This window comes from Pseudomonas sp. BLCC-B112, from assembly GCF_028550695.1.
Taxonomy (GTDB): domain Bacteria; phylum Pseudomonadota; class Gammaproteobacteria; order Pseudomonadales; family Pseudomonadaceae; genus Aquipseudomonas; species Aquipseudomonas danubii.
This window is the reverse complement of the sequence record NZ_JAQQGK010000012.1, coordinates 1-15,184: the sequence shown is the minus strand read 5'-3', so window position 1 is coordinate 15,184 and position 15,184 is coordinate 1. Positions and strand designations below refer to the sequence as shown.

Below are 15,184 nucleotides of genomic sequence, written 5' to 3'. Positions count from 1 at the left end.
CATTCTGCAAATTGTTGCCAAGTATCTTTTACAGCAGGTCTTTTATCAACAATTCAGCCAGCTGCACAGCGTTCAAGGCCGCACCTTTGCGGACGTTGTCCGAAGTCAGCCACAGATTCAGTTCCGCCGAATCGTCGACGCCCCCACGAACCCGCCCCACATAGACTACGTCCTGGCCCACGGCGTCACCCACTGCGGTGGGATAATCACCGGCGTCCACCAGTTCCAGGCCGGGAGCCGCCTCCAGCGCCGCATTCACCGCCGCCAGATCGACGTCGGCACCTGACTGCAAAGTCACGCTATAGCTATCGCCAAAAAACACCGGTGCTTGAATGCAAGTGACAGAAATCTTTAATAAAGGCTGCCCCAGCACCTCCCGCAACTCTCTCACCAGACGCTTTTCCAACAGCGTGTGTCCCTGGGCATCTGGCGTACCGACCTGAGCCAGCAGATTGAAGGCTACTTGGCGATCGAAGAAACGCGGCTCCAACGGTCGCACATTCAGCAGTTCGGCGGTTTGCCGGGCCAGTTCGCTGACGGCCTCACGCCCCTGGCTGGAAATCGCCAGGCTGGCGGTGAGGTTGACCCGCTGGATATCCAGCACGTCCTGCAATGGCGCCAGCGCCACCGCCAGCGCCGTGGCCGCAGCACTGGGACTGCTCAGTTGCACCGGCTTCTTTAGACCAGCCAGCACCTGGGCATTGGCCTCAGGCACGACATTGGGCGCTTGGGCCGACGGCAAGGCACCGGAGAGGTCGATTACGGCGCAATTGGCCGCTGTGGCACGAGAAGCGAAGCTCAGGGTCACCGCAGGGCCCGCGGCGAAAAACGCCAACTGAACCTTGCCAAAGTCGAACTCGTCGACTTCTCGCACACGAACATTCTTGCCGCGAAACGGCACCGAGTGACCGGCCGACTCACTGCTGGCGAGTAGGTGCAGGTTGGCAACGGGGAAATCACGCTCTTCGAGAATCTGCACCAGGGTTTCACCAACCGTGCCGGTGGCGCCGATAACAGCAATATCAAAGGACGGGGTCATGGTGCTACCTCAGGCGGAACGGGGGGAGCGGCACTTTACCCGGCACGGGGTGACGAGGCAATTCGCGGGGGAAAGTGCTGGTTGGGCTAAAGCACTCTTCGCGGGCGAGTCCGCTACATGAGCATGAAAAAGCCCGCGCCTTGTGCAAGGGGCGGGCTGTTTCAAACGCTTAGAGAATCAACGCTCCAGCAAGATCCGCAGCATGCGGCGCAGCGGTTCGGCTGCACCCCACAGCAACTGGTCGCCCACGGTGAAGGCACCGAGGAACTGCGAGCCCATGTTCAGCTTGCGCAGACGGCCAACCGGGATGTTCAGGGTGCCGGTGACCTTGGTCGGACTCAGCTCCTGCATGCTGATGTCGCGCTGGTTCGGCACCAGTTTGACCCAGGGATTGTGCTGGCTGATCAGCCCTTCGATATCGGCGATCGGCACATCCTTGTTGAGCTTGATGGTCAGCGCCTGGCTGTGGCAGCGCATGGCGCCGATGCGCACGCAAATGCCATCCACCGGGATCGGGCTCTTGAAGCGACCGAGGATCTTGTTGGTCTCGGCCTGGGCCTTCCACTCTTCACGGCTCTGGCCGTTAGGCAGTTCCTTGTCGATCCACGGGATCAGGCTACCGGCCAGGGGCACGCCGAAGTTCTCGGTCGGATAGGCATCGCTGCGCATGGCTTCAGCCACTTTACGGTCGATGTCGAGGATGGCGCTGGCCGGATTGGCCAGGTCATCAGCGACAGCCGCGTGGGTCGCGCCCATTTGCTTGATCAGCTCGCGCATGTTCTGCGCGCCGGCGCCGGAGGCCGCCTGGTAGGTCATGGCGCTCATCCACTCCACCAGACCGGCTTCGAACAAGCCGCCCAGGCCCATCAGCATCAGGCTGACGGTGCAGTTGCCACCGATGTAGTTCTTGGTCCCGGCATCCAGTTGCTGGTCGATGACCTTGCGGTTCACCGGGTCAAGAATGATCACCGCATCATCCTGCATGCGCAGGCTGGAAGCGGCGTCGATCCAGTAACCCTGCCAGCCGGCTTCACGCAGCTTGGGGAAGACTTCGCTGGTGTAGTCGCCACCCTGGCAGGTCAGAATCACGTCGAGGGTTTTCAACTCTTCAATGTTGTAGGCATCCTTCAGTGGAGCAATGTCCTTGCCCACCGACGGCCCCTGGCCACCGACATTGGAAGTGGTGAAAAACACCGGTTCAATAAGATCGAAGTCCTGCTCTTCAAGCATCCGCTGCATGAGCACGGAACCGACCATACCGCGCCAACCGATCAGACCTACACGTTTCATCGCAACTACACCTTTACAAAAGTGGGCCACCGTCTGTGCGGTGGGCCCGAAAGATTACAGATTCCGCAGCGCGGCGACTACTGCATCGCCCATTTCCTGCGTACCGACTTTGGTGCAACCGGCCGACCAGATGTCACCGGTGCGCAAACCCTGATCCAGCACTCGGCTCACCGCTTGCTCGATGGCATCTGCCGCGTCATTCAGGTTGAAGCTGTAACGCAGCATCATCGACACCGAGAGGATGGTCGCCAGCGGGTTGGCAACACCCTGGTCGGCGATGTCCGGCGCCGAACCGTGGCAAGGCTCGTACATGCCCTTGTTGTTGGCATCCAGGGAAGCCGACGGCAGCATGCCGATGGAACCGGTGAGCATCGAAGCCTCATCGGAGAGAATGTCGCCGAACATGTTGTCGGTGACGATCACGTCGAACTGCTTCGGCGCACGCACCAGTTGCATGGCGGCGTTGTCCACATACATGTGGCTCAACTCGACATCCGGGTAGTCCAGAGCCACTTGTTCGACCACTTCACGCCACAGCTGGCTGGAGGCCAGAACGTTGGCCTTGTCCACCGAGCAGAGCTTCTTGCCACGCACCCGCGCCATGTCAAAGCCGACCCGGGCGATACGACGGATTTCACTTTCGCTGTACGGCAGGGTGTCGTAGGACTGGCGCTCGCCATTTTCCAGCTCACGGGTGCCGCGAGGCGCGCCGAAGTAGATGCCGCCGGTCAACTCGCGCACGATGAGGATATCGAGGCCCGAGACAATTTCCGGCTTCAGGCTCGAGGCATCGGCCAGTTGCGGATAGAGGATCGCCGGGCGCAGGTTGCCGAACAGACCCAACTGCGCACGAATCTTCAGCAAGCCGCGCTCAGGACGGGTATCACGCTCGATCTTGTCCCACTTCGGACCACCCACAGCACCCAGCAGCACAGCATCGGCGGCACGAGCACGATCCAGGGTCTCATCGGCCAGGGGCACACCGTGCTTGTCGATGGCAGCACCACCGATGACGTCGTGGCTCAGCTCGAAGCCCAGGCTGTACTTGTCATTGGCCAACTCCAGCACCTTGACCGCCTCGGCCATGATTTCCGGACCAATACCGTCACCTGGGAGAATCAGAATCTGCTTGCTCATGCGTTCCTCATTTGCTCTGTCGGCGCACCCGCAGGCGCGCCCGGAAAAGTTCTATCGCTCGGCCCACAGCACCAGTACATCTGTACTGAACGAACCATCGGCCTCAATCTCAAAATATTCGCGCACTTCATTGCCCATTGCCTGCTGCAGCTCGCGAATTGCCGCCCGCAGCACCTGGGGCGTACGCATGCGCTCGACCCAGGAGTTGTACTCCAGGCGCAGGCGCTGACGAGCGGTACTGCGGGTATGCAACCCCGCCTCGCTGACCTGGCGCAGCCACTCCCCAGCCGAATAGTCACGAACATGACTGGTGTCACGCAGCACTTCGACGCTTTGCAGGTAAGTGTCCAGCAGTGGACTGCCCGGCGACAAGACATCAATGAACGCCGCCACGCCACCCGGCTTCAGCACCCGGCGTACTTCTCTCAAGGCCAGGCCCAAGTCGCTCCAATGGTGAGCCGAGTAGCGACTGAAGACGAAGTCGAACTCGCCGTCGGCGAACGGCAAGCGCTCGGCCGCGCCCTTAACGGTGCGGACGTTATGCAGATTACGCTCCTGCGCGGCTCCCGACACTACATCCAGCATCTGCTGGGAGAGGTCGTAAGCCACCACTTCCTTGACCAGCGGCGCAACGTGGAAGCTGACATGACCGGCGCCACAGCCCAGGTCCAGGACCCGGGCAGCACCCTGGCCCGCCACTTCGGCTTGTAGCAGCGCGAATTCGGCGCCTTGAGCGTGTACGGCACTGCTCAGGTAGGCCGAGGCCTGTTCACCGAATTGCTTCTGTACCACCTGGCTATGGGCGTTGCTGGTCATGCTGTGGTCCTTTTGATCAGGGGAACGGCGTTCGCTGGCCAGCCAGCTCCTGCAACACAAATCCGCAGGAGCCGGCTGCCGGCGTTCAGGCGTCGCGGAACAACCAGGGCTGGCTGGCCCGATGCTTGGCCTCAAAGGCGGCAATGGCGTCAGCGTCCTGCAAGGTCAGGCCGATGTCGTCCAGACCGTTGAGCAGGCAATGCTTGCGGAAGGCATCAATCTCGAACTTCAACACCTTGCCGTCGGGACGGGTCACGGTCTGCGCCTCAAGGTCGATGTGCAACTGGTAACCCGGCGTGGCTTCGACCTGCTGGAACAGCTCGTCGACTTCAGCATCGCTCAAGATGATCGGCAACAAACCGTTCTTGAAGCTGTTGTTGAAGAAGATGTCGGCATAGCTTGGCGCGATGATGCTGCGGAAACCGTACTCTTCCAGGGCCCAGGGCGCGTGCTCACGACTCGAGCCGCAGCCGAAGTTCTCCCGCGCCAGCAACACGCTGGCCCCTTGGTAACGCTCGGCGTTAAGGACGAAATCCTTGTTCAACGGACGCTTGGAGTTGTCCTGGTAGGGCTGGCCCACGTCGAGGTAGCGCCACTCATCGAACAGGTTCGGACCGAAGCCGGTGCGCTTGATCGACTTGAGGAACTGCTTGGGGATGATCTGGTCGGTGTCGACGTTGGCACGATCCAAAGGCGCGACCAAACCATTGTGCTGGGTGAAAGCTTTCATGCTGCGCTCCTTAGATCAATTCACGGACGTCGACGAAACGACCGCTGACAGCGGCGGCGGCGGCCATGGCCGGGCTGACCAGATGGGTACGCCCACCAGCACCCTGGCGCCCTTCGAAGTTGCGGTTCGACGTCGACGCGCAATGCTCACCGGACTCCAGGCGATCCGGGTTCATCGCCAGGCACATCGAGCAGCCCGGCTCACGCCATTCGAAGCCGGCTTCGAGGAAGATCTGGTCCAGGCCTTCCGACTCGGCCTGGGCCTTCACCAGCCCCGAACCCGGAACCACGATCGCCTGCTTGATGGTGGAGGCCACTTTACGGCCCTTGGCGATCACCGCCGCGGCACGCAAGTCTTCGATCCGCGAGTTGGTGCAGGAACCGATGAACACGCGATCCAATTGAATGTCGGTGATTGCCTGGTTGGCGCTCAAACCCATGTACTTCAAGGCTCGGACGATGGAGTCACGCTTGACCAGGTCCATTTCCTTGGCCGGGTCCGGCACGCGTTGATCCACGGCCAAAACCATTTCCGGCGAAGTGCCCCAGCTGACTTGCGGCTTGATTTGCGCGGCGTCGAGCTCGACCACGGTGTCGAACTGGGCATCGGCATCGGACACCAGGTCTTTCCAGGCCTCGACCGCCAAGTCCCATTCGGCGCCCTTGGGTGCAAACGGACGACCCTTGACATAAGCCACGGTCTTTTCGTCCGCCGCCACCAGTCCGACACGGGCACCGGCTTCGATGGACATGTTGCAGATGGTCATGCGGCCTTCAACGGAAAGGTCGCGAATCGCGCTGCCGGCGAACTCGATGGCGTGGCCGTTGCCACCGGCGGTGCCGATCTTGCCGATCACTGCGAGGACGATGTCCTTGGCGGTCACGCCAAAGGGCAAGGTGCCTTCCACGCGCACCAGCATGTTCTTCATCTTCTTGGCCACCAGACACTGGGTGGCGAGCACATGCTCCACCTCGGAAGTGCCGATGCCATGGGCCAGGGCACCAAAGGCGCCATGGGTGGAGGTGTGGGAGTCACCGCAGACCACGGTCATGCCCGGCAAGGTGGCGCCCTGTTCCGGACCGATCACGTGGACGATGCCCTGACGCACATCGTTCATCTTGAATTCGACGATGCCGTATTCGTCACAGTTGTCATCGAGGGTCTGCACCTGCAGCCGGGAGACCTGATCGGCAATCGCTTCGATCCCGCCCTTGCGCTCAGGCGTAGTCGGTACGTTGTGGTCCGGGGTGGCGATGTTGGCATCGATGCGCCAAGGCTTGCGTCCGGCCAGACGCAGGCCTTCGAACGCTTGCGGCGAGGTCACTTCATGGATGATGTGACGATCGATATAGATCAGCGCCGAACCATCGTCGCGCTGCTTGACCAAATGCGAATCCCAGAGCTTGTCGTAGAGCGTCTTGCCGGCCATCGGACCATTCCTCATCAGCTTGTTTCTATGCCCCGGGCCCTGACCGTCGGCCGATCAATAACCCCTTGGCTTGTGAGGCTGATGCTATGGCGTTAGATTAAATAACTCAAATTCATATTTTTCATGCTTTGGATAACCAACTGGAATACAACCATGGACCTGGCCAACCTCAATGCTTTTATAGCCATCGCCGAGACCGGCAGCTTTTCCGGCGCCGGTGAACGCCTGCACCTGACCCAGCCCGCTATCAGCAAACGTATCGCCGGCCTGGAGCAGCAGCTCAATGTGCGCCTGTTCGACCGCCTGGGCCGCGAGGTCGGCCTGACCGAGGCCGGACGCGCTCTGCTGCCCCGGGCGTATCAGATCATCAACGTGCTGGACGACACCCGTCGCGCCCTGACCAACCTCACCGGGGAAGTCAGCGGCCGCCTGACCCTGGCCACCAGCCATCACATCGGCCTGCACCGCCTGCCGCCGCTGCTGCGGGCCTTTACCCGGCGCTACCCGCAAGTGGCGCTGGACATCCAATTCCTCGATTCCGAGGTGGCCTACGAGGAAATCCTCCACGGCCGCGCCGAACTGGCGGTGATCACCTTGGCACCCGAGCCCCACAGCCTGATCAAGGCCACCGCGGTCTGGGACGACCCGCTGGACTTTGTCGCCGCCCCGGAACATCCGCTGGTCAGCAACGGCCAGGTCAGCCTGGCGGATATTGCCCTGCATCCGGCAGTTTTTCCCGGCGGCAACACCTTTACCCACCATATTGTCCAACGCTTGTTCGAGGCCCAAGGCCTGACGCCGAACATCGCTATGAGCACTAACTATTTGGAAACTATAAAGATGATGGTTTCCATCGGTCTGGCCTGGAGCGTCCTGCCCCGCACCATGCTCGACGATCAAGTGGCGCGCATTCCTTTACCGGGCATACAACTGCGACGCCAGCTAGGCTATATCCTGCATACCGAACGGACGCTGTCGAATGCTGCGCGGGCCTTCATGGCCTTACTGAATGCACAAGTCGATTGGCCAGGGAACCCGGCATAGCTCTTCCGGGTATTGCCCGTGCCAAGCCGAACTGTCATGAGTATCCCGCGCCAAACGAATGACTCAGCTCAAGGCCTGACACCCATGCCAAAACCCGCTGACCGTATTCCACCCATGCCGCGTATCCATGCTGTCGACCCCAGGGAGTCGGAACAAAGCTGGGAAAGCGCACCGCAGTTGCTCGCCGCTCTCAATGGCGCGCGGCTGGGAGCCTGGTATTGGGATATTGAAAGCGGGCAGATCAGCTGGTCCCGGGGCACCCAGGCACTGTTTGGCTTCGATCCACGCCAACCCCTGCCGGAAAACCTCGAATACCTCGATCTGCTCCCCATTGAAGACCGGGCCAGAACCGTGCGGGCTTTTCATTCGGTGCTGGCGGGAGCGCCCCTGGAACACGCGATGCACCATCGCATTCGCTGGCCCGATGGCAGCCTGCACTGGCTGGAGATCAACGGCAGCGTGCTACCGGACAAGCATGGCAAGCCCCGAATGATCGGGGTGATCCGCGAGATCACCCACCAACGCCAGCGGGAGGAAGCCCTCAGCAGCTCGGAAAAACGTTTCGCCACCCTGTTTCACCTGTGCCCCAACATGGTGCTGCTGACCCGCCTGGAAGATGGCCTGATCAGCGAGGCCAACCAATACTTCGAAAGCCAGTTCGGCTGGCCCGCCGAACATGTGATAGGCCGCACTACCCTGGAGATCGGCCTGTGGGTTAATCCCGAACAGCGCGCCCAACTGATCAAGGCCGTGCAGAAAAAGGGCCAGGCCGCCAGCCTCGAAGTCCAGTTCCGCGCCAGCAACGGCCAGATCCACGACGGCATTCTCAGCGCGCAGAAAATCGAACTGGAAGGCAAGCCCTACCTGCTCAGCACCTTTCTCGATACCAGCGAACGCAAAAGAGCCGAACAAGCCCTCAAAGACAGCCAGGAACGCCTCGACCTGGCCCTGGATTCGGCGCAACTGGGCACCTGGGATTGGCACATTCCCAGCGGCATGCTCTATGGATCGGCCCGGGCCGCACAATTGCACGGCCTGGAGCCAGCGCCCTTCCATGAATCCTTCGAGGCCTTCTTCGAGGGCGTCCCCACTGAAGAACGCGACAGCATGCGCGATGCCTATCGCAGCCTGCGAGAAGGCCCGGCGGGCAACTACCAGCTGACTTACCGGGTGCAACTGGCGGACGGCAGCTCGCGTTACCTGGAAAGCCGCGCTCGCCTCTATCGCGACGAGCAGGGCAATCCACTGCGCATGGCCGGAACGCTGCTGGACATCACCGAACAGGTGGAACGCGAACAGCGCCTGATCACTTCGGAAGAGAAGTTCGCCAGCCTGTTCCAGGTCAGCCCGGACCCCATCTGCCTGACCCTGCTGGAAACCGGTCAGTTCATCGAGATCAATTCAAGCTTCACCCAGACCTTCGGCTGGACCCCGGAAGATGTGATCAACCGCAGCGCCGAGCAGATCGGCTTCTGGGCAGATCCCGCCCCGCGTCTGCGGCGGATCGAACAGGTGATTCGCGAACAGGCGCTGAACAACGTGGCAGTGGTGGTCAACCACAAGAACGGCCAGGCACTGACCTGCATCATTTCCAGCCGCCTGATCACCGTCGACAAGCAGCCGTGCATCGTCACCACGCTGCGGGATATCACCCAGCAACAGCGTTCCGAGGCCGCGCTCAAGGCCAGCGAAGAGAAATTCGCCAAGGCCTTCCACTCCAGTCCTGACGCCATCACCATCACCGAGCGCGACACCGGCCGCTACCTGGAGGTCAACGACGGCTTCTGCCGCCTGACCGGCTACCGCACCGATGAAGTGCTCGGCCGCACCATGTACCAGGTCGGCATCTGGGCCGAAGAAGCCCAGCTCGCCACACTGCTGGCGGAGCTCAGGCTCAAGGGCCGGGTGCATCACCTGGAAATGCTCGGGCGTAACAAGCGCGGGGAAATCCTCACCCTAGAGGTCTCGGTGGAGCCGATCATCCTCAATGAAACACCGTGCCTGCTGCTGACGGCCCGGGATGTCAGCCTGCTGAAGAATGCCCAGGCGCAGATCCGCCACCTGGCCTACCACGATCCCTTGACCAACCTGCCCAACCGCGCCCTGCTGATGGACCGCCTGAGCCAGCAGATCGCTCTGCTCAAGCGCCACAACCTGCGTGGCGCCCTGCTGTTCCTCGACCTGGACCACTTCAAGCACATCAACGACTCCCTGGGGCACCCGGTGGGCGATACCGTACTGAAGATCATCACCGCCAGACTGGAAGCCAGCGTGCGCATGGAGGACACCGTCGCGCGCCTGGGCGGCGATGAATTCGTGGTGCTGCTCAGCGGCCTGGAAGGCTCGCGCAATGAGGTCAGCGAGCAAGTGCGGCAACTGGCCGGGACCCTGCGCGAGCTGCTCTCGGAACCGATGTTCCTCGACGGCCAGCGCCTGCAGGTCACCCCCAGCATCGGCGTGGCGCTGATTCCCGATCACGGCTCGACCCCCACCGACCTGCTCAAGCGCGCCGACATTGCCCTTTACCGCGCCAAGGACTCCGGGCGCAACACCACGCAGATGTACCACAACACCATGCAGAAGGCCGCCAGCGAACGCCTGCGCATGGAAACCGACCTGCGCCTGGCCCTGTCCCGCGGCGAATTCAGCGTGCACTACCAGCCACAGGTGGATGCCCGCGACAACCGCATCGTCGGCGCCGAGGCCCTGGTGCGTTGGCAGCACCCGGAGCTGGGGGCGCAATCACCGACAGAGTTCATCAAGGTGCTGGAGGACAGCGGACTGATCCTTGAAGTGGGCACCTGGATTCTCGATGAAGCCTGCCTGGCCTTCAGCCAACTGATCGAGCAAGGCCTGGTGGACCCGCACCACTTCAGCCTATGCGTCAACATCAGCCCTCGGCAATTTCGCCAGAACGACTTCGTCGAACGAATCGAACACAGCCTGACTGCCTATGCCCTGCCCTCATCATTGCTGAAGCTGGAGATCACCGAAGGCATCGTGATCCAGAACCTGGATGACACCATCAACAAGATGCGTCGACTGAAAAAACTTGGGGTCAGTTTTGCCATGGACGACTTCGGCACCGGCTACTCCTCCCTGACGTACCTAAAACGCCTGCCGGTGGACACCCTGAAGATAGACCAGTCATTTGTCCGCGATGCCACCCACGACCCCAACGATGCGGAAATCATCCGGGCCATCGTCGCCATGGCCCGCAGCCTGAACCTGAAGGTCATCGCCGAAGGCGTGGAAACCCCACAGCAACTGGAATTCCTCCAGGGGCTGGAATGCCATCTGTACCAGGGCTACCTGCACAGCCAGCCGCTACCCCTGAGCGAATTCAAGAAGCTGCTGAAATGACAGGCACGAAAAAGGGCGCCACCAGGGCGCCCTTTTTTTTACAGCGGTCTTAGTGTTGCAGAGCCGGCTGCTGCGCACCGTTGATCGGGATGCGCTTTGGCTTCGCCTCTTCCGGTACAACCCGCAGCAGGTCAATGTTCAGCAGACCGTTGCTCAGGGCCGCGGCCTTGACCTCGATATGGTCGGCCAGGCGGAAGGACAGCTTGAATGCACGCTGGGCAATGCCCTGGTGCAGGTAGGTGACACTTTCATTGGCGTCGCGCTTGCCACCGCTCACGGTCAACACACCTTTCTCCACTTGCAGTTCCAGATCTTCATCCTGGAAGCCGGCAGCGGCGATAACGATGCGGTATTGGTCGTCGGCGTGTTTTTCAACGTTGTAGGGTGGATAGCTGCTGCTCGGTTCGTTGCGCAATGCCGATTCAAACAGGTCGTTGAAACGGTCGAAGCCAACAGAGGAACGGAACAGTGGAGCCAGGGAAAATGCAGTACTCATGGGTCTATCTCCTGATTTTTCAGCGAGTGGTTATCTCCGCGACCCGAATTCGGCGTCGCGTACCCAAGAGATAGGGACCGCTCCTGACATTTCAAGAGGCTTTTTTTGAATTTTTTACGCCGCTTCGCTGCGGGGCATGCCCAGCAGCCGCCCCACCTGATCCAGATCGGTTTCCCGACGCAGAGCGGTAAACAGCTCAACCGCCTCCGGATAGTTGCGGGTCAGCATGGCCAGCCATTGCTTCAAACGCCCCGGGGCTGAACGGGGGGTCAGTTGCACCACCACCTGGGCCCAGAAGTCCTGAAGCATGGGCTGCAGATCGGCCCAGGACATTTCCACCACCTCCTCCCCTGCGCGAGCGGCGGCGATCTGCCGGGCCAGGTCCGGACGCGAGACCAGCCCACGACCGAGCATGATGTCCTCCACGCCACTGATCTCCCGACAGCGCCGCCAATCCTCGACGCTCCAGATATCGCCGTTAGCGAACACCGGCACCTTGACCACATCCTGCACCCGAGGAATCCACTCCCAATGAGCGGGCGGCTTGTAGCCATCGACCTTGGTCCGTGCGTGAACCACGATATGTTCCGCGCCACCCTCGGCCAGCGCCGTAGCGCACACCAGCGAACCGTCCGGACTATCGAAGCCCAGGCGCATTTTTGCCGTGACCGGGATATGCGCAGGCACCGCTCGCCGCACATGCTCGACAATCTGATTCAGCAGTTCGGGCTCCTTAAGCAGCACCGCCCCACCCCGGGACTTGTTGACGGTCTTGGCTGGACAGCCAAAATTCAGGTCGATCACCTCGCTGCCAAGCTCGCAGGCCAGCGCGGCATTTTCAGCCAGGCACACCGGATCGGACCCCAGCAACTGCACGCGCAATGGCACGCCGGCAGCGGTGTGCGCGCCTTGCAGCAACTCGGGAGCGAGCTTGTGGAAATAGGCAGGCGTCAGTAGACGGTCATTGACGCGAATGAACTCGGTGACACACCAGTCGATCCCGCCAACACGAGTCAACACATCCCGCAGGATGTTGTCGACCAACCCCTCCATGGGCGCCAAGGCAATTTGCATGAAACACACTCAACGAAAAATCAGGCGAAAAAACGTCCGCCAGTTTACTGGGTTTCACCCGATAACAGGAATTTTGTAGGAACGGCCGAGCGGCGTTGCGCTTAGCGACAAATGGGCTCTCGGGCCTGATAGCACCCTTGAACACGCCTTCGCTGGCAAGACGGCATCCACAGGAGCCAAGGTGATCACGAGCCCAGCAGGGCTGGGCCGTAGCCCTCAAGGAATTCGGCGGGCATACGCTTGGGCTTGCCGCTGGACAGCTCGATGCAGACAAAAGTGGTCTGGGCCCGCAACAAGGTACTGCCATCGCTCGGACGGACCAGCTGGAAACGTCGAGTCATCTTCAGGCGCTGATCCCAATCGACGATCCAGGTGGCCAGTTGCAGCTCATCGCCTTCATAAGCCGCGGTCAGATAGTCGATCTCGTGCCGCACCACGGCCATCGCCCGATCCAGGCGACGATACTCGGCCAGATCCAGCCCCAGACGTTGCGAGTGACGCCAGGCGCAACGCTCCAGCCAGGTCACGTAGACCGCATTATTGGCGTGCCCCAAGCCATCGATATCCTCGGCCACCACCTGCAGATCGATAACGAATGGCGTTGCCAGATCCCAACTCATGCCCAACTCCCGGTCAGATTTTTTGACCGGGGCAGTGTAGCGGATGCTCAGGCAGATTGGCGCGCCGGCAGATGGCGTCCGGTGACCAGAGTGATCACAGCGTCGATCACTCGGGGATCGGCCAACACTCGCTGATGACCTCCTTCACTCAAGCGCAGCAAGCGACTGTCGAACCAGGCCTGGTGGATCAACTCCGACTCCTTGACCGGTACAAATCGATCATCTTCGGCATGAATGATCAGGCCAGGCATCTCCAACTGATACTGAGCCACGTCCAGAGTCGCGGCACGCATCCCTACATCCTTCTCCACTTGACGGATAAAGGCCGAGCGCGCCCTGGGCGGCAAGTGCATGTAGCGGGCAAAACCTCGCAACACGCCAAGAATCCGAGCCGGCGCGGCGATACTGACCAGGGTTTCGGTGCGCAGTCCCAACTGCACAGCGAGCATGGCGCTGGCACCGCCCATGGAGTGACCAATCACTGCGCGCAAGGGGGGCAATTCCGCTGCTGCCTCCAACATCGCCCGGGCAAAGAGCACCACATTGGCCTCCTCCCCTGGAGAGCGGCCGTGGGCGGGACCGTCCAGCGCCACTGCGGTATAGCCAGCCGCCACCAGCGCCTCGATCAGGCTGGCAAATTGAGTGGGTCGCCCTTCCCAGCCATGCATCAGCAACACTGTCGGCCCCTGCCCCCAACGCAAGGCAGAGAGGCCAAAGCGCAAGGTCAGACGCTCAGCACGCTCCAGCAGGGGCAGCTCCCACTCTCGGGGCGGCAGCTCACGGGGAGTCATGAACAACTGGCGCATCCGATTCGCCGCCCACTGAGGAGCCACCCAGCCCAGAGTGCCATTGACACCACGAATCCAGCTCAATCCGCTCATCGCCCAACACCTCGCAACCAAACTTCAGGTCATAGAACCGCCGACTTGGCGGCACGCAGTAGACGATCGGACAATTCACCCGGCCCCAGAGCTCGCGCCAGGGACAGCCCACCAACCATCAACGCCATATCCGCCAACGCCTTGTCCGTGTCCTCGGGGCTTGCGGCCAACTGCGCGACCATCAGCTCCATATGCTCGTTCAAAGCCTTGCGAAAACTCTCTGGAAGCCGCCCCAGCTCACCCACCGATGCCGGAATCGGACAGGCCTGCTCAGTGGAGTCGCGGTGCTTGCGCGACAGATAGAACGCTGCCGTCAGCGCCCTTCGCTCCTCACCACTCAAGCCTGCGTCCATCTCGTCGAGCAAGCCACGTCGGTGGGCGAGCAGTTGGGTGAACGCCTCAAGCATCAGCGCATCCTTGCTCTCGAAGTGCGCATAGAAGCCACCCACCGTCAGCCCGGCAGCCCCCATCACCTCACCCACACTCGGTTCGGCCGGGCCTCGCTGGATCAGCGCCGAACTGGCAGCCTGGAGAATACGTTCGCGGGTTTGAGCTTTTTTATCGTTCATCGTTGCCTCCGAATATTACGGACAAAATATTATTCTCATAATAATTTTCCGCAAGTCGTCAGTGTGACCGCCGGTCAGAAGTGCAGGCTGAGGAAGAGGGTAAAAGTTGGCCGGACGCCAGAAAAACAAAAGGGCCATTCAATAATTGAATGACCCTTAAAAATCCCGCATAGCGGGTAAACGTGGCGTCCCCTAGGGGACTCGAACCCCTGTTACCGCCGTGAAAGGGCGGTGTCCTAGGCCACTAGACGAAGGGGACACATACCCTTCTAACAGTTGATCAGTGCTGAGTTCTGATCGATTCAAGACCCGTGTGGCCAGGCCTTGAACTGTAAATTGGTGGAGCTAGACGGGATCGAACCGTCGACCTCTTGCATGCCATGCAAGCGCTCTCCCAGCTGAGCTATAGCCCCGGATTTTCGCCTCGCGGCGCAGCGATATCTTGCAACATCACTTGTGTAAAACTGGCGTCCCCTAGGGGACTCGAACCCCTGTTACCGCCGTGAAAGGGCGGTGTCCTAGGCCACTAGACGAAGGGGACGCAAACCCTTCTATACAACTGATCAGTGCTGAGTACTGATCGCTTCAAGGCCGGCGTGGCCAGGCCTTGAACTGTAAATTGGTGGAGCTAGACGGGATCGAACCGTCGACCTCTTGCATGCCATGCAAGCGCTCTCCCAGCTGAGCTATAGCCCC

13 protein-coding genes and 4 tRNA genes are annotated in these 15,184 nt (G+C 61.0%); 2 read left to right on the top strand and 15 right to left on the bottom strand.

Features of this window, described 5'->3' with window-relative positions:
- Window positions 1-28: 28 nt before the first annotated feature.
- The 6 genes from PQT43_RS26705 to leuC form a co-directional block, all read right to left on the bottom strand.
- Entirely contained in the window at window positions 29-1,039 is a 1,011-nt protein-coding gene (locus PQT43_RS26705; RefSeq protein ID WP_253084544.1) for an aspartate-semialdehyde dehydrogenase, read from the bottom strand.
- 177 nt (window positions 1,040-1,216) lie between these two features.
- Entirely contained in the window at window positions 1,217-2,329 is a 1,113-nt protein-coding gene (asd, locus tag PQT43_RS26700) for an aspartate-semialdehyde dehydrogenase (RefSeq protein ID WP_102863663.1), read from the bottom strand.
- A 54-nt stretch (window positions 2,330-2,383) separates the two neighbouring features.
- Complete coding sequence (gene leuB, locus PQT43_RS26695) at window positions 2,384-3,466, bottom strand: 3-isopropylmalate dehydrogenase (protein WP_272755057.1); 1,083 nt, start codon at window positions 3,464-3,466, stop codon at window positions 2,384-2,386.
- 51 nt (window positions 3,467-3,517) lie between these two features.
- A complete protein-coding gene (locus tag PQT43_RS26690; protein ID WP_253084543.1) occupies window positions 3,518-4,282 on the bottom strand; it encodes a class I SAM-dependent methyltransferase in 765 nt (254 codons plus the stop codon).
- 85 nt (window positions 4,283-4,367) lie between these two features.
- Window positions 4,368-5,012 carry a 3-isopropylmalate dehydratase small subunit gene (leuD, locus tag PQT43_RS26685; protein WP_102882508.1) on the bottom strand — a complete coding sequence of 215 codons (645 nt, stop codon included), beginning with the start codon at window positions 5,010-5,012 and terminating at the stop codon, window positions 4,368-4,370.
- Window positions 5,013-5,022: 10 nt separating this feature from the next.
- Complete coding sequence (leuC, locus tag PQT43_RS26680) at window positions 5,023-6,441, bottom strand: 3-isopropylmalate dehydratase large subunit (RefSeq protein WP_102882509.1); 1,419 nt, start codon at window positions 6,439-6,441, stop codon at window positions 5,023-5,025.
- A 153-nt stretch (window positions 6,442-6,594) separates the two neighbouring features.
- Here leuC and PQT43_RS26675 point away from each other — a divergent pair, with 153 nt between their 5' ends.
- Together PQT43_RS26675 and PQT43_RS26670 are read left to right on the top strand one after the other, a co-directional pair.
- Window positions 6,595-7,485 (top strand): LysR family transcriptional regulator, encoded by an 891-nt coding sequence (locus tag PQT43_RS26675; protein WP_272755055.1) that lies wholly within the window; start codon window positions 6,595-6,597, stop codon window positions 7,483-7,485.
- An 84-nt stretch (window positions 7,486-7,569) separates the two neighbouring features.
- Entirely contained in the window at window positions 7,570-10,848 is a 3,279-nt protein-coding gene (locus tag PQT43_RS26670; RefSeq protein WP_102882510.1) for an EAL domain-containing protein, read from the top strand.
- 49 nt (window positions 10,849-10,897) lie between these two features.
- Here PQT43_RS26670 and PQT43_RS26665 read toward each other — a convergent pair whose 3' ends face one another.
- The 9 genes from PQT43_RS26665 to PQT43_RS26625 form a co-directional block, all read right to left on the bottom strand.
- Window positions 10,898-11,344, bottom strand: coding sequence for an Hsp20 family protein (locus tag PQT43_RS26665; protein WP_102882511.1), 447 nt, complete (start codon window positions 11,342-11,344; stop codon window positions 10,898-10,900).
- 114 nt (window positions 11,345-11,458) lie between these two features.
- Complete coding sequence (locus PQT43_RS26660) at window positions 11,459-12,418, bottom strand: tRNA dihydrouridine synthase (RefSeq protein WP_102863678.1); 960 nt, start codon at window positions 12,416-12,418, stop codon at window positions 11,459-11,461.
- Between the two features lie 185 nt (window positions 12,419-12,603).
- Entirely contained in the window at window positions 12,604-13,038 is a 435-nt protein-coding gene (locus PQT43_RS26655; RefSeq protein WP_267269690.1) for an acyl-CoA thioesterase, read from the bottom strand.
- A 47-nt stretch (window positions 13,039-13,085) separates the two neighbouring features.
- Window positions 13,086-13,919 carry an alpha/beta fold hydrolase gene (locus tag PQT43_RS26650; RefSeq protein ID WP_267269689.1) on the bottom strand — a complete coding sequence of 278 codons (834 nt, stop codon included), beginning with the start codon at window positions 13,917-13,919 and terminating at the stop codon, window positions 13,086-13,088.
- A 29-nt stretch (window positions 13,920-13,948) separates the two neighbouring features.
- Entirely contained in the window at window positions 13,949-14,488 is a 540-nt protein-coding gene (locus PQT43_RS26645; RefSeq protein ID WP_102882513.1) for a TetR/AcrR family transcriptional regulator, read from the bottom strand.
- Between the two features lie 183 nt (window positions 14,489-14,671).
- Window positions 14,672-14,747: transfer RNA gene (locus PQT43_RS26640), tRNA-Glu, on the bottom strand.
- 78 nt (window positions 14,748-14,825) lie between these two features.
- Window positions 14,826-14,901: transfer RNA gene (locus PQT43_RS26635), tRNA-Ala, on the bottom strand.
- 52 nt (window positions 14,902-14,953) lie between these two features.
- Window positions 14,954-15,029 (bottom strand) — tRNA-Glu (locus tag PQT43_RS26630).
- A gap of 79 nt (window positions 15,030-15,108) precedes the next feature.
- Window positions 15,109-15,184 (bottom strand) — tRNA-Ala (locus PQT43_RS26625).

Excerpts from the sequence above, each read along its gene's own strand:
- PQT43_RS26705 (WP_253084544.1), bottom strand. The coding sequence starts at position 1,039 with ATGACCCCGTCCTTTGATATTGCTGTTATCGGCGCCACCGGCACGGTT.
- asd (WP_102863663.1), bottom strand. The coding sequence starts at position 2,329 with ATGAAACGTGTAGGTCTGATCGGTTGGCGCGGTATGGTCGGTTCCGTG.
- leuB (WP_272755057.1), bottom strand. The coding sequence starts at position 3,466 with ATGAGCAAGCAGATTCTGATTCTCCCAGGTGACGGTATTGGTCCGGAA.
- PQT43_RS26690 (WP_253084543.1), bottom strand. The coding sequence starts at position 4,282 with ATGACCAGCAACGCCCATAGCCAGGTGGTACAGAAGCAATTCGGTGAA.
- leuD (WP_102882508.1), bottom strand. The coding sequence starts at position 5,012 with ATGAAAGCTTTCACCCAGCACAATGGTTTGGTCGCGCCTTTGGATCGT.
- leuC (WP_102882509.1), bottom strand. The coding sequence starts at position 6,441 with ATGGCCGGCAAGACGCTCTACGACAAGCTCTGGGATTCGCATTTGGTC.
- PQT43_RS26675 (WP_272755055.1), top strand. The coding sequence starts at position 6,595 with ATGGACCTGGCCAACCTCAATGCTTTTATAGCCATCGCCGAGACCGGC.
- PQT43_RS26670 (WP_102882510.1), top strand. The coding sequence starts at position 7,570 with ATGCCAAAACCCGCTGACCGTATTCCACCCATGCCGCGTATCCATGCT.
- PQT43_RS26665 (WP_102882511.1), bottom strand. The coding sequence starts at position 11,344 with ATGAGTACTGCATTTTCCCTGGCTCCACTGTTCCGTTCCTCTGTTGGC.
- PQT43_RS26660 (WP_102863678.1), bottom strand. The coding sequence starts at position 12,418 with ATGCAAATTGCCTTGGCGCCCATGGAGGGGTTGGTCGACAACATCCTG.
- PQT43_RS26655 (WP_267269690.1), bottom strand. The coding sequence starts at position 13,038 with ATGAGTTGGGATCTGGCAACGCCATTCGTTATCGATCTGCAGGTGGTG.
- PQT43_RS26650 (WP_267269689.1), bottom strand. The coding sequence starts at position 13,919 with ATGAGCGGATTGAGCTGGATTCGTGGTGTCAATGGCACTCTGGGCTGG.
- PQT43_RS26645 (WP_102882513.1), bottom strand. The coding sequence starts at position 14,488 with ATGAACGATAAAAAAGCTCAAACCCGCGAACGTATTCTCCAGGCTGCC.